9 protein-coding genes are annotated in these 15,132 nt (G+C 31.0%); all 9 read right to left on the reverse strand.

From position 1 onward, the window contains the following. Positions 1 to 5: 5 nt before the first annotated feature. The 9 genes from MPF19_RS04145 to MPF19_RS04185 all read right to left on the reverse strand — a co-directional run bounded on the left by MPF19_RS04145 (position 6) and on the right by MPF19_RS04185 (position 15,131). Complete coding sequence (locus MPF19_RS04145; RefSeq protein WP_249986909.1) at positions 6 to 1,559, reverse strand: alpha-L-fucosidase; 1,554 nt, start codon at positions 1,557 to 1,559, stop codon at positions 6 to 8. Positions 1,560 to 1,781: 222 nt separating this feature from the next. Then, the gene (locus MPF19_RS04150) at positions 1,782 to 3,989 is read right to left on the reverse strand and encodes a glycoside hydrolase family 3 C-terminal domain-containing protein (protein ID WP_249986910.1); all 2,208 of its coding nucleotides are present in this window, start codon (positions 3,987 to 3,989) and stop codon (positions 1,782 to 1,784) included. 76 nt (positions 3,990 to 4,065) lie between these two features. Continuing rightward, the gene (locus MPF19_RS04155; RefSeq protein WP_249986911.1) at positions 4,066 to 5,613 is read right to left on the reverse strand and encodes an alpha-L-fucosidase; all 1,548 of its coding nucleotides are present in this window, start codon (positions 5,611 to 5,613) and stop codon (positions 4,066 to 4,068) included. Positions 5,614 to 5,715: 102 nt separating this feature from the next. Then, positions 5,716 to 7,086, reverse strand: a complete 1,371-nt coding sequence (locus MPF19_RS04160; protein WP_349666061.1) for an apiosidase-like domain-containing protein — start codon at positions 7,084 to 7,086, stop codon at positions 5,716 to 5,718. Further along, positions 7,087 to 7,209, reverse strand: coding sequence for a hypothetical protein (locus MPF19_RS04165; protein ID WP_349666062.1), 123 nt, complete (start codon positions 7,207 to 7,209; stop codon positions 7,087 to 7,089). A gap of 128 nt (positions 7,210 to 7,337) precedes the next feature. Continuing rightward, positions 7,338 to 9,839 (reverse strand): glycoside hydrolase family 2 TIM barrel-domain containing protein, encoded by a 2,502-nt coding sequence (locus MPF19_RS04170; RefSeq protein ID WP_249986912.1) that lies wholly within the window; start codon positions 9,837 to 9,839, stop codon positions 7,338 to 7,340. 79 nt (positions 9,840 to 9,918) lie between these two features. Continuing rightward, on the reverse strand, positions 9,919 to 11,487 hold the full coding sequence (locus MPF19_RS04175) for a sulfatase family protein (protein WP_249986913.1): 1,569 nt from the start codon (positions 11,485 to 11,487) through the stop codon (positions 9,919 to 9,921). Between the two features lie 254 nt (positions 11,488 to 11,741). Then, positions 11,742 to 13,286 carry a hypothetical protein gene (locus MPF19_RS04180; RefSeq protein ID WP_249986914.1) on the reverse strand — a complete coding sequence of 515 codons (1,545 nt, stop codon included), beginning with the start codon at positions 13,284 to 13,286 and terminating at the stop codon, positions 11,742 to 11,744. A 69-nt stretch (positions 13,287 to 13,355) separates the two neighbouring features. Next, complete coding sequence (locus MPF19_RS04185) at positions 13,356 to 15,131, reverse strand: RagB/SusD family nutrient uptake outer membrane protein (RefSeq protein WP_249986915.1); 1,776 nt, start codon at positions 15,129 to 15,131, stop codon at positions 13,356 to 13,358. Position 15,132: the final 1 nt, after the last annotated feature.

Here is a 15,132-nt window from a genome sequence, read left to right on the forward strand (position 1 = left end):
ATTTTTTAATCTACATGAGTATCTACGTCTCCACCAATACTACTTTCTGTATAACCTTCTAAAGTAATTTTAAAAGCATGTGAGAAATTGGATGGAAATTGTTTAGGAGCTTTAATAATTAACCCTTTTTCATTTCTTCTCCATTTAATTTCTTCATTACTCCCTAAAAGCTCTATTTTTTGAATTTTTGAGTTCAATACTCCTAGTTGTGTACTTAATGATTTAATAATGATTTCATTAACGGGAGTATCCATTACAATTGCATAAAATTCTTTATCAGATTTTTTTGTAAAACGGATGTCAGTATTTGTATAAGAAATTTTAATTTTTTCAACTTTATGTCCACCTTCAGGAAGTCTTGTTGGGCCTTCACCAAAAATAGTCCAAGGACGTGTTCCATAAATTGCATGTCCATTAATTTTTAACCAAGCTCCCATATCAATTAATAAATCTTTCATTTCTTGAGGTATAGATCCATCAGGATTAGGAGGAACATTTAATAACATGAGTCCATTTTTAGAAACAATATCAACCAATATATCTACCAATTCATTTGCAGTAGTAAATTTTGCATTTGGTCGATAAAACCAAGAACCAGGAGAGGTATCTGTTAACCATACTTGTTCTTTTGGTTGATTTGGACGTCCGCGTTCAAAATCTTTTACAGCACTTTTTTCTGGAAAAGTATTTTCTTTATAGCAAACTACAACTTCTTTCCCCCATTCAATACCTTTATTATAATAGTAAGCCAAAAATTTTTCACGTGTTTCTTCATTCATGTTTTCTAGCCACCAATCAAACCAAATAACATCAGGTTGGTATACATCTATAAATTCTTTTATTTTGGCCCACCAAGCATTGTAAAAATCTTTATCAGGGGTATCGGATTCTAGAGAATGTGGATTGGTATATAAATCATAGTCTGCAGGGTCAATACCTCCATAAGCATGTGCAGGTGCAAAATATTTCCAAGTAAAAGCATGATGAAAAGAACCCATAAATTTCATTCCGTGACTTTCAATTTCTTTTTTTAGAGAAGCAGAAGGGTCAATTCCTCCATAATTCATAGAGTTCCAACGGGTAACTTTACTATCCCACATGGCAAAATTATCATGATGCATTGCTACAGGTCCTGCAAATTTAGCTCCTGATTGTGCAAATAAATCAGCCCATTCTTTTGCATTAAAAGCTGAGGGGTTAAATTGCTCGATAATGTATTTATAACCAAATTTTGCGGGGTCTCCGTATTTTTTTGAATGAAGAATAAAATTACTAGAAGGTTTGCCATTCTTTGTTGGTACTTTTTTACCGTCTTCATACATTTTCATTCCGTGCCAACCTGCATACCAAGTATCAGGATCACTACCTTCAAAAACAGAAGAAACAGGACCGTAATGGGTGTAAATTCCAAACTTAGCATCTTGAAACCATTTTGGAGCTTTGTTTGCTTTTTCTAAAGACTTCCAGTTTTCTTCAAAATGAGCGACTTTCTTTTGTGCATTATTTTGGGTAGTTATTGCAAATGCAATGCATATAAACCCGATTTTTAGGATTCTCATAATTATCTTTTTTACTAAAGCAAATTTAGAGTTAAACGTAAAATAGGATACTTACATATGTTTAATAGACTAGTACTAATGTTTTTTTTTAGTACTAGTAGTGTTTTTCCTTTTTAGTTTTAAATAGTTTTATTCATTTTAAAAGTTGAATAACATTGTTTTACAAAGTACTTGAAGTTATAGGGTAATAACTAAAAAGCTGAAAAACAGTTTTATTATCAATTAAAATTTAAAGGTGGTTTTAGCAACCTTTGAAGCACCTAAATCATTACTTCTTTTGGAAGGTAATGAGCCGCCAACATATATGGTATAATCACCCTTTCTTATTTCTTCTTTTCCTTCAATATTAAATTGATTAAAAGTTTCTTTTTTAAGTTTGAAGGTAATTTTTTTTGTTTCTCCAGGTTTAAAAGAAGTACGTTTAAATGATTTTAAATCGTAAATAGGATCTTTTTTACCAGCCAAAGGTGAACTAATATATAGTTGAATAACTTCTTCGGCAGCTAGGTTACTTCTATTTGTAACATTTACGGTGGTTGTATAATTCTTATCGATTTTTAGGTTATCGTATTCAAAGGAAGCGTATGATAATCCAAAGCCAAAAGGATATAAGGGTTCTTTTACCATATATTTATAAGTTCTTCCTGCCATATTGTAATCAATATATGGAGGTAATTGAGCTACTGATTTAGGAAATGTAATAGGTAGTTTTCCTGATGGCACAACGTCTCCAAATAGTACATCAGCAACAGCATTACCACCTTCTTCACCAGGGTACCAAACAAACAATATAGCATCTACTAAATCGTGTAATTCTGGAATTGCAATAGGACTTCCTCCTGTTAATACTAAAACAATGGGCTTTTTAGTTTTTGATCTTAATTTTTTGATATAATCAATTTGATTTTGAGGTAATTTAATGTCTTTTCGATCTCCTCTAGCGTTGGAAGCAATAGCTTCACCTTCTTCTCCTTCTAGTAAACCAGAAATTCCCATAACAGCAATACAAACTTCTGATCGATCTGCTTCTCCAGTAGACCAATCAATTGGGTTTACATTTTTTCTAAAAGGCAATACTCCAGATTTATAATTAATAGTAGTTCCGGGACTTACTTTACTTACAATACCATCTAAAATAGTTTGTGTACTGCTGGTTAAACCGTAGTAATTACCTAATAAAACTTCCTCACTAGAAGCATTGGGACCTACAACATACATTCTTCTAATATCTTTTTTTAAAGGCAATATGTTATTTTTATTTTTTAATAGAACAATAGATTTCTGTGCAACTTCTTTTGCAATTTGGCGGTGCTTTTCAGAATCAATTACTTTAGAATTAATAGCATCATACGGATTGGTACCAATAGGATCAAACAGACCTAATTTAAAACGCGTTAATAAACTTTCTTTAAGTCTTGTATTTATTAATTCTAGTGTAATTAATTTTTGCTTTAATGCACTTTCTAAAACACTATAAACATTGCCACAGTTAATGGTTGTACCACTTTTTAAGGCTAACGCCGCCGATTCTTCTGGGGTTTGTGTTACTTTATGAAATCTATGAAAATCGCTTACGGCACCACAATCTGAAACAATATATCCTTTAAACCCCCAATTATCTCTTAAAATATCTTGTAATAAATAAGGACTTCCACTACAAGGTTCTCCTAAAGTTCTATTATAGGCTCCCATTACCCCTTCAACATTTGCCTCTGTAACCAATGCTTTAAAAGCAGGTAAGTAAGTTTCAAATAAGTCTTTTTTATTCACAATAGCATTAAATTCGTGTCTAAATTCCTCAGGACCAGAATGCACTGCATAATGTTTTGCACAAGCAGCAGCTTTTATATAATTAGGATCATCACCTTGTAAACCTTTTACAAAATTAACGCCAATTCTACTTGTTAAATAAGGATCTTCACCATAAGTTTCTTGACCACGTCCCCAACGTGGATCTCTAAAAATATTGACATTTGGAGACCAAAAAGTTAATCCTGCATATCGACTTCTATTTCCTATCTTAATAGATTCATTGTATTTTGCTCTAGCTTCATCAGAAATTGCGGTACCAACTCTTAAAATTAATTCTTCATCAAACGTTGCTCCAAATGCAATTGCTTGTGGGAATACTGTTGCTCTACCATTTCTAGCAACTCCATGTAAAGCTTCATTCCACCAATTGTATTCAGGTATTTCTAATCGTTTAATAGGAGGGCAAATGTCTAATAATTGCGAGGTTTTTTCTTCTAAAGTCATTTCAGCAATTAATAAATCTACCCTTTCTTCATTAGAAAGAGAAAGGTTATCCCATTTAAATTTATGAATAACTTGCTTTTGAGTTTCTTTTTTTTGATTGGTATTACAACGGTAAAAAGAGATGGTTACTATAATTGCAACCATGAAATAGAAAAGGTGTTTTTTTTGTTTCATATCTAATTTATAAAAGAAAAAAAGGTACGTAATGTAGGTTTAAATGTACCTCTTTTAGAGACTAATTCAATTCATATTATTTAAGTAATATACTTATTGTATAAGCATAATCACATGGTTTTTCTGTAGGCATTGTTATGAGTAAACCTTTATTGGTTTGCTGCCATTTAATAATTTCTTTACTTCCTAAAACATTAATGTTTTTAATGTTAAGGTTTTTAGCATATTTAGAAGATTTAGCCAACGTAGTTATGTTTACTTTTCCATCTTTTGGCCAATCTAGCAGAATCGCATATAAGTTCTTTCCTTTATGTGTAAAACGAATATCTTTAGCAGAGAAATCTTTATTTTTTCCTTCAGAATGATGTCCTTTTTTAACTTCTGTTGGGCCTTCTCCAAAAGTGTTCCAGTATTTAGTATCGTAAATGGCAGTACCGTTAATGGTTAACCAATTACCCATTTGTAGTAATATTTTTTTTTGATCTATAGGGATTGTTCCATCAGATTTGGGACCAACATTTAATAATAGACACCCATTTTTACTTACAATATCTATTAAGTCATCAACCAATTGATTGGTGGTTTTAGATTGCCAATTGGTTACATAACTCCAAGAGTTTTTACCAATTGAGGTATCTGTTTGCCAAGGTAATTTTCGAATACCAGGTAATTTTCCTCGCTCTAAATCATAAATGGCTGTTCCTATAGGAAAAGCTTCATGAGCGTAGTTTTTATCTTGTAAGACTACTTCTTTACCCCATTCAATTCCTTTATTATAATAATAAGCGGCAACTTTAGGTCTCATATCTGCAAAACCAGGAATGTCTAAATAGAAATCGAACCATAAAATATCTGGTTGATAATGATCTATCACATCTTTTGTTCTTTCCCACCAACGTTGTTTAAAGGCTTCAGAAACAGGTTCTGATAAATCTTTACCTTTAGAAGAATATAAATCGGCATATACAGGGTCTGACGTGTCAAAATAATCTTTTTTATTATAAAAAGACCAATTAAATGCAAAATGAGACGAAACTCCCATTATCATTCCTTTTTCTCGTCCAGCTTTAAATAACTCTCCCAAAACATCTCTTTTAGGTCCCATTTCATAAGCATTCCATCTTGTGGTGTTTGATTTGTACATCGCAAATCCATCATGATGATCTGCAACAGGAATTACATATTTTGCTCCAGCAGCTTTAAAAAGATCAATCCATTCATTTGCATTAAACTTTTCTGCTTTAAACATTGGAATAAAATCTTTATATCCAAACTTTTTTTGGTCACCCCAAACTTTTTTGTGATGTAAGTAATCTTCAGATGGTCCCTTTTTTATGAGGCCTAATTGTGCGTTAAAGACAGCTGTATCCATATACATTTGACGAGGGTACCATTCAGATCCAAAGGCAGGAACTGTGTAAGCACCCCAATGTATAAAGATTCCGAATTTAGTTTTATTAAACCATTCTGGATCTTTATAATTCTTTATTATAGATTTCCAATTAGCCTCGAATTTAGGTTTTTGAACTTCAGTTAATTTTTTTCGACTAGATTTATCAGTGCAAGAATAGTTTAAAATAGCTATTATAAATAAAGTTAATAAATTGAATTTGCTAAATTTCATCTTAATTTTATTATTCTTATTGTGCTATGCTAAATTATTGTTATATATTTTTTTTGATAAAAACAAATGATTTTTAAACTGCATTATATGTTTAAAACTAGGTTATTTTTTAAGTTTTGATATTAAAATAGCATCTGCTTTCTCTGTCCATGGAGAAATATACTTTTGTCCTTTTTTAATTGTTTTAATATATGTGTATTTACCTGTTAATGTATTAAACCATTGTATTGTTCTTTCTCCACGATCTGGATTTAAAAACCAGGCATTAATGGCTACGTTTTCTTTTGGGAAATAAAGTAAAATAGTGCCTTCATCATTCGTTAAATTGTATCCTGCGGAATTTTTTAAAGGTGTCGGTTTCATTTTCGAATAATCAAATTGTTTAAATAAATCTTGCATATATTTAAAATATTCGAATTTTGGTTTTATAAAATCATCAGGTTGTTTATAGGGATTATAAATTATTAAATTCCAAGAAGTTCCTTGCCAATAGTAGGTGGTGTAAGTTCTTGCAAATAGGCATAAATAATTACGTCTTAAGCAAACTTCTGCATTTGTATAAGAACCAGAGAAAACTTTATACGGAGAAGCTTCATAACCACCATGTTCAATATTAAAACCGGGTTTGTCATTAAATTTAGTGTAATCATCTAGCATTTTGTTGTAAATATTGTGAGACCAATTTTGAGTTGAAATGAAATCTACATCCTCAGGTTTTTTTGAGCAATATTTATAATCATGTACAGATAAAAGCCTGTTGTAGGTCTCGTTTTTTCTTGCTCTAATAATTCTGTTTTTAATATAAGGTTCATCAGCACGACCATAAAGCAAGGCCTCTTTTGAAATGTCCCAAACAATATTTGGAAATGCCTGGTAGCGTTTTATTACGTAGTCAAAATACATATTATCAGCATCAGAATTCATATTTGGCCATGCAACTAACTTATTCCAAACATAAATCATTAAATGAGATACTATTCGTTTATCATGCAGTAAGCTTATAGTTCTATCTAATTTTTTAAAAAATTCGGGGTTTAAAGATGAGAAATCTGGATTGTCATTATTCCCCAAGAAGGGAAAAATATCAGTTGGACCTCCAAACTCGTGCTCGGGATGTTCTTTTATATTTTTATCTTTTTTCCAGCTAACATCATAAGAAAAAACATTCATTACAATTTGATTGAAACCATTTTTATCTATTAAATTTAATAAATGATTAGTTTTAGGTAATTTATTTTCGTTGTGATAATCTAATGCATATAACCAATCACATTCAAAAGCTAATAAAAAATAAGGAGTTCCATCTTCATAATAAAAAAGCTTTGGGTTTTCTTTATGAATAACAATAGCTCCATGGTTGTCTTTTTTGTTTTCTAAAATTGTTACTTTTCCTTTTTTATCTGCTAACTTTTTTGAACCTCCAAAAGTTTTAAAACTCCAGTAGCCTTTTAATGAACTTGAAAAACGAATAATCTATTCGTTTTTACCATTGTAAAAACCATTAACGTTTTTACTTGTGCCGTTTTCATGGACAAAAGTAGCGCCAAAATTAGCTGTAAAAGGTGATTTTATTGCTGTTTTAGTAGCGATTATAATATCTAAAACTTCCCATTTTTGAACTTGATATGTTTTATCATTTTAAATTTTTCTACTTTAATTTGAGAATAAAGAATATTTACACAAAAAAGTAAAAAAAATATAAGCTTGTAATTCTTCATGAGTTATTAATTTGATAGTATTGTTATGACTTTTGAAAAGCAATTTTTTGAAGAGGCCTTTACTTTAATAATTCCTTTTTCTCTTTTACTCTGAATAATCAATAAAGCTTTTCCTTTTTCGGTGATACAAGTATTCGTATCAAATCTTTTTCGTTGAACATTATTTCCATTATCAGTAGATAATAAAGTAGCAGGCCCTTCAATTTCAAAAGTTATTTCTTGATTTACGTGTTTAACAGGTATTCCAGATTTATCAATCAATTGTACTTCAATATGTGCAACATCGTAGGAGTTAGCATTTAGTTTGGTTTTATCTGTTTTTACTTCGATTCTAGAAGGTTTTTTAGCTGTTTTTATTTCATAAATTAAATTATCATTGTTACCAATAACTTTTAGAGTTCCTTTTATATAAGGTACAATCCATTTTATAATATGATCTTCATTAGCAGCTAATTTTTTTATACCAAAAGATTTGTTGTTTATAAACAATTCTGCAGTAGGTGAGTTGGTATACACCTCAACAACGATGTTTTCTCCTTCTTTATAATTCCAATGTGTATTAAAAGGTTGAAATCCCCAACGTCGTTTTTTCCATAAATCTTTAGATTTTTCAATAGGCTGACCATTAATATTAAGATAATCAGATTTTTTTAATGGTATTGTCGTAGCATAAATTTCAGGCTCATCATTCCATAAAGTTTTAAACATATACCATCGTGGAGTGGGAAATCCTGCAAAGTCTAACAATCCGCTAGAGCTTCCGCGTTCTGCAACATTACTAGTTTCTCCCATATAGTCAATTCCGGTCCATAAAAAGATACCTGGAATATACGGATGGTCTAAAACCGATTTCCATTCTACATAATTTGCCCAGTTTTCGGTACCTAAAATCATTTTTTTAGGATAATTTTTATGGCCATAGTCATATATTGATGCTCTATAGCTATAACCAACAATATCTAAAGCGTCTGTATAACCAGAAAAATGGCTTATAGTTGGTATTACTAAATTGGCTGTAACTGGACGTGTTGTGTCAATTGCTTTTACCCATTTAGATAGTTTTTGTGCTGTTTTAGCTAATTCAAATTCTTTTGGTGGATTATTTTTCATGTTTTCCTTCATTTCAGCAATAGAAATTGGTGGTTCGTCATAATAATATTTCTTATCGGAATTCCAATATCCAGAAGATTGTCCATATCTAGGGTAGGTCCATTCAACTTCATTACCAATACTCCACATAATAATTGAAGGATGATTTCTGTCGCGCAACAACATATCTTTTAAGTCCTGTTCACCCCATTCTTGAAAGAAATTACTGTATCCTTCCGTTAAAGGATCTTTTTTCCCTTTTAAATTATAATTTCTACGTTTGTCTTTAGGATAGTCCATTTCATCAAACGCTTCATCTAGCACTAAAAAACCTAACTCATCACAGAGGTCTAAAAAGTTTTTAGAAGGGGTATTATGTGCTGTTCTAATAGCATTTACACCCCCCTTTTTTAGCATATTTAATCTTCTTCTCCAAACATCAGTAGGCACAGTAACCCCAATTCCACCACCATCTTGATGCAAACAAACTCCTTTGAAATATGTTTTTTCTCCATTAAGAAAAAATCCATCATTTGCGGTATATTTTAAACTTCTAATTCCAAATGTTTCGTCTTTGGTGTCCCAAATTCTACCATCTTCATCTATAATAGTTGTAGTTAAGGTGTATAAATTTGGGCTCTCGGTATTCCAAAGTTTTGGATTTGATATTATGAATGAAATTTTTGTTTTTCCTTCGAAAGTTTTTGTTGTTTCTTCTTTAATAACATTGTTTAAGTTGTCTTTAATTTGGAATCTAATAGATAGATTTTCTTTTTGAAGTGAGTTTATAATTTCAGCCTTAATATAGATAGTTGCATTTAATTTTGAAACTTTTGGAGTTGTAATTCCAATTCCCCATTTTTTAATATGAATAGGTTCAGTAATAATCAATTTAACATCTCTATATATACCAGCGCCATTGTACCATCTTGCATCTAAAAAAGCAGTTCTGTCAACTTTTACTAAAAGTGTATTCTTTTCACCAAGATTAATGCTTTTAGAAATTTCTGCGCTAAAAGGACTGAAACCATAAGGTCTTTCTGTAATTTTTTTACCATTTAAATAAACTTCAGCATTGTTATAAACGCCATCAAAATCTATTCTAATTTTTTTGTTTTTCCAATCTTTTGATACAATGAATTCTTTTTTATACCAACCAATGTAACCTAAGTTAGGGGTAGAGTCTGTAATTTTATACGCTTGGTTGTAGGGTGTTTTAATAGCCCAATCATGAGGTGTTTTAACTTCATTCCAATCATTATTAGTTGAAATGTCTGATATATTTAATTGTTCTTTTGTTTTAAAAAATTGCCAGTTAAAATTAAAATCAATTTCCTGTCTTGGAGGAATGTTTATTTTTTTAGAATTGCATGATGAAACTAGGAGAGATAATAAGATTAAATATGATATAAATCGCATTACAAGATGTTTTTTAGATTAGAAAACGCCAAACCATCGTTATGAAAGTAAGGCGTTTTAATGTTATTTTAAAAAGGAGTTAATCATTCCAATGTTGGTCTATAACTTTTTGAATATGTGGGTATTTATCTCCATCTTCTTCATTAAGTTCTTTACGTTTTGCTATTAATTGCTCTTTTAAATTTGCAATAGTTTCTTTATAAGCAGGGTCTTTATAAGCATTATTAGTTTCTGTAGGATCTTTTGTTAAGTCATAAAATTCCCAAGCTGCCGGTGTATCAAATTCAAATCTATTTCCCCAACTTGCTTTATTCCATTTAGCTCCGGGTTTATGAGTATCTACCCAGTATTTTCCATAGAAAAATATTAATTTATATTTTTTTGTTCTAATACCAAAGTGAGCTGGATTTGCATGTGCATGTGCCATGTGCATCCAATATCTGTAGTAGGTAGATTGTTGCCATCCTTTAGGTTCTTGCCCTGTTTCTAAAATATGCTTAAAACTATGACCTTGCATTTCTTTTGGAGGAGTTCCACCAGCCATTTCAATTAAAGTAGGAGCAAAATCAGTATTATTAATAATTGCATCAGTTCTTGTGTTTGCTTTAATTTTTTCTGGATAACGTACAAAAAACGGCATTCTTAAAGACTCTTCATACATCCAACGTTTGTCTATATAATCATGTTCACCTAGCATAAATCCTTGGTCGCCAGTATAAACAATTATAGTGTTGTCATATAGTCCTTCTGCTTTTAAATATTCTATTAAACGAGCAACGTTATCATCAACACCTTTTACACAACGTAAATATCTTTTAAGGTATTCTTGATACGTAGCATGTGTATATGCATCTCCTTCTAAATTATCCGCTTGGTGAATATCAAAATCAGGATTGTTTCTTTTTATATATGTTTTACTCCAAATTTTCATTCCCATATTTCTTATGGTATTTCTTTTAGAAACAGATGAGCCTATTACTGATAATAGTTCTCCATTTTTACCTTTAGTAGCAATAGATCCATTATTTTTATTGTCGTACAAATTAGCAGGCTCAGGAATTTCTACATCTGCCAAATAATCTTTATATCGTGGTGCATATTCAAAATCATCATGTGGAGCTTTGTATTGATGAAATAAAATAAATGGTTTTGTTTTGTCTCTTTTATTTTTTAACCAATCTAAAGAAATATTTGTAATAATATCCGTGCTATATCCTTTGTATTGTTTTGCTTCATAAGCAGGATCTTTCTCATTGGTAAAATGCATTCCTGTTTCCGTTAAATAAGGATCAAAATAAGTACCTTGTTGACCATGTTTTGTAAATACATTATAATAATCAAAATTTGGTTCGTCTTTTAAATGCCATTTACCAATCATTGCCGTCTGATATCCTAATTTTTTCATTTCAATAGGTAAATATTGGTGGTTCATTGGTAAGTTTCCTTCCAAATCTAATACACCATTAGCTTGGCTATTTTGACCAGACATAATAGCAGCTCTACTTGGTGTACAAATTGAATTGTTTACAAAGCAGTTATCAAAAATAATACCTTGTTTGGCAATTTTATCTAAAGTAGGAGTGGGGTTTAAACCAGCTAATCTACTGCCATAAATACCAAAAGCTTGTGTGGTGTGATCATCAGACATTATATAAATAATGTTTGGCTTTTTAGGCGATTTTTTTATTGATGTTTTTGAGCATGAAATACTAAACGATAGTATTAAACAAAGAAAAAGAATTCTATGGGTCATTTTAATTTAATTTATGGAAGTATAAAATTCGACATTAATTTAAATAATGACTACCACAGATGTTTTATTTAGGGAAAAAATAAAGATACATATAAAAAAAAGCCTGTTTGAATTTACAAACAGGCTTTTAAAATAGTAATATAAATGAGTTAAGGTCTAATCTCCGTTTCTACAATATGAACTTCATCTAAATAAAGTACAGATGTTTTATTAATTCTGAAAGCAAAATAAGTAGGGCCAGTATTAGCTACGTCATAATCTCTAGACATTGTTACCCATTCTCCTCTAGGGACGTCTTTTAAGGAAGTCCAGAATTGTTGGTTTCCTCCGGAGAAGTAGAACCATGGACCAAAACTATTAACGGTTGTAGCAGGGTCAACCCAAACTTTCCAAGAAATTGTATAGGTTTTACCGCCTTCTACAACAACAGGGAAGTTTTCACTTGAAATTCTTGACCAACCATCATCACTTGTCAATTTCATGCTGTACGATCCTTTTGAAGCTTGTTCTGTTGAATAAGTACCGCCTGGACCGTCTGATGTAATCCAACTTTCTGCATTATCTTCAAAACCATATATATTATCATCCCATAAATTAACATTATGCATTTCTACGGGAGAATCTGTAAAGGGTACAGGTGTTCTGGTGTCTGTTGATTCTAAACCAGAATCTGGTTCTAAAGTTACTGTAATTATATCTGGTCTATAAATAGGATCTTGTAACACTAAGTCAAGTATAGTAGCATCATCACTATTTATTGATACAGAAGCAACAGGGAACACAACATCATTTACTTTTACAGTAAAAAATTGTTCTTTATTTTCAAAAGAAGTAAATTCACCATTAAAAGGAACTTGTAAAGTTTCATCTTTAAGTTCTTTTATTTTACCTGCAATAATAAATGGTTGAGAAGAAGGTATTACTTTAAAAATAGCTGGAATTTTGTACGTTTCAAAATCTCCAGGGATGTTTTGTCCCGTTCTACTTGCTGTAAATTGTCCTACAAATGTACCTAACTTTTTAAGGACCATGGTAGATTCTTGTCCATTAGAATATTGATCACCAATTTTCCAAGACCAAGTGTTTGGACGTCCAATAGTTGTTAAATCAAATAATTGTATGTTATCACCTGCTTCAACATAAATAGTATCTAAAATACTTTCATGAGGAACGACAACACCATGTTGTTCAATTCTCATTGCGGGTACAATGGTATCATATACATCTACAACAAAAGTTGTATCAATTACCCATCTGTCTTCAATTCTTTTTGAAGGGAGAACAACGTCAGTTATTCCCTTAACACCTTTAAATGTTACAGAATCTTTGAAGGTGTTGTAAAGGTTAATTTCTTGTAATCCAGATTTTTTAAATAAAACGTGAATTGTTTTATTAGTAGATTTTAAAGAAATAGTATCGGTTATATATTGATCATATAGAGTATCGTTTCTCTTAATAGGACCTTCTAAGAAATAAGAGCCTTGTGATATGGTCCAAGTATGGTCTAAGGTTCCTTGAGAAAGGTCTGAAAAGGAAATATAATCGTTAATTCCTATATTAAATTCTTCGGCTCTTAATAAGCTAGTATACCATCCTATATCTGAAAGAGAGTTAGGGGCGTCATAATCATCATCTTCACATCCAATGAAGACACATGTTAGTAACAGTGCCATTAAAATTAGTTTATTTTTCATTTTTATATTTTTATATTTTACAAAATTACTACTATCTAATAAATTGAATTCTAATTTTAGAATATCGTTTTATTTGTTGTTATACAAATTTGGGTTTGCTACAACTTCGCTATTTGGAATTGGCCAATATCCGTGTTCAGCTTCATTATAATTTTCTGCTGATTGTTCAAATTCATTTAAGTCTGGGTGTGAATCAGCTTCATCTGTTTCTATTAAAACAGATCCCCATCTAGTTTGATTTTTTCCGTTGAGATCAACAAAATCATAATCTTTAACATTGTATCTTTTTAAAGATAATTCTTGATAACGTTGTTTTGTAATACCCCATCTTCTTAAATCCATTACACGAATAGCCATTCCTTCAGCAGATAATTCTAAAGGTCTTTCAATATACATTAAGTGGTGCATTAAGCTTTGAGCTGTATATGATATATTATCATGGTCATTGGCAGGGTAATCTCCTGTTAGGTTTAATCCTAATAATTGAACAGCAGAACGATGTCTTACTTTATTAATTGCTAATAAAGCTTCATCAACTCCACCATCATTATTTCCTCCTTCAATTAAACATTCAGCATACATTAAAAGTACATCAGACAAACGAATAACGCGCACATTTACACCAGATCTAGGTGTAGATTGTGATATGTTTTTTTCGTTATCAGTAATGTCCCAATTTGTGTATTTTCTCCAATAAGCAGTTTCCTTACCGTTAAATATTGATTTTTGAGCTGTTGTAGCTCCATAGTATTCGAGATCTCTATCATCAACTAAGGCAATTGAATAAGAAGTACGTAAAGAGTAATCTCTTAATCTAACGGTTCCATCTTCTTCTGTAATTAAATTACGTTCATCACTATAATCTAATTTTTCGTTCTTATACTCCATAATTAACCAACAAGCTGGGTATACAGATCTGTATCCTCCTGTTTGAGCAGAAGAAAATGTAAAGTTAAGTAAGCTTGAAGTTTGTTCTGCAGCATATGGGTTAATTTCAGCTTTATAATTAAGGGAGTAGTTAATCTCAAGAATAGATTCACTATTTAATTCATCAGCAGTGGTAAAATTACTTCCAATATTAGGTGTTAAGCTATAGTCAAAATCATTAATTACACTTTTAAAGTATTCTTTTGCTGTAACATAGTCTTTTGCATATAAATAACTTTTTCCCAACACAGCTGTTGCTGCCCCAGAAGTCACTCTTCCTTTATCATTAGAAAGCTCCCAAGTTGCAGGTAAATTTTCCTTTGCAAATTCTAAATCGGCAATATAAAAATCACGAACAGTTTCTGCGGTACTTATAGGTTGATAAAAATCTGACTCGGTAGCTGGAACAAAATTAAAAATAGGAACGGCTCCTTGATTAAATGAATTATGAAGATAGAAGTAGAATAAGCCTCTAAAAAATTTGGCCTGAGCTAAAATTTCTAAAGCACTTTTTTCTTTTTGGGTAGATCCCAAGGTTCCCATTAATCGATCACATGCCTCAATAACTTGATTGGCTCTAAAAATACCTTTGTAAAGAGCTTGCCATTTATTATTTACAGAAGTAGAAGCATCATTAAAAGTTTTAAGGTAATATTCATTTGTGGTGTTAGGTCTACCGTAGCCAGGGTATGCTAAATCTGCTCTTACAGTTTCATCTCCAGTAAGCATAATACTACCATCTTTAAAGGTATTGTAAACGGCATTTATACCTAAAGTTAAATCATCAACAGATTTCCAAAAACTATCTGTTGAAATTTCATTTGGGTTTGTTTCTTCTAGAAACTCTTTATCACATGCAATTAGTGAGAGGGCTATAAGCATCACAATTGCAATTTTATTATTAAATATTTTTTTCATT

Origin of the sequence: Polaribacter sp. Z014 (genome assembly GCF_023555435.1) — a bacterium.
Lineage (GTDB): Bacteria > Bacteroidota > Bacteroidia > Flavobacteriales > Flavobacteriaceae > Polaribacter.

Coding starts and splice junctions, on each gene's coding strand:
- MPF19_RS04155 (WP_249986911.1), bottom strand. CDS start 5,613: ATGAAATTTAGCAAATTCAATTTATTAACTTTATTTATAATAGCTATT.
- MPF19_RS04180 (WP_249986914.1), bottom strand. CDS start 13,286: ATGAAAAATAAACTAATTTTAATGGCACTGTTACTAACATGTGTCTTC.
- MPF19_RS04145 (WP_249986909.1), bottom strand. CDS start 1,559: ATGAGAATCCTAAAAATCGGGTTTATATGCATTGCATTTGCAATAACT.
- MPF19_RS04170 (WP_249986912.1), bottom strand. CDS start 9,839: ATGCGATTTATATCATATTTAATCTTATTATCTCTCCTAGTTTCATCA.
- MPF19_RS04185 (WP_249986915.1), bottom strand. CDS start 15,131: ATGAAAAAAATATTTAATAATAAAATTGCAATTGTGATGCTTATAGCC.
- MPF19_RS04175 (WP_249986913.1), bottom strand. CDS start 11,487: ATGTCTGATGATCACACCACACAAGCTTTTGGTATTTATGGCAGTAGA.
- MPF19_RS04150 (WP_249986910.1), bottom strand. CDS start 3,989: ATGAAACAAAAAAAACACCTTTTCTATTTCATGGTTGCAATTATAGTA.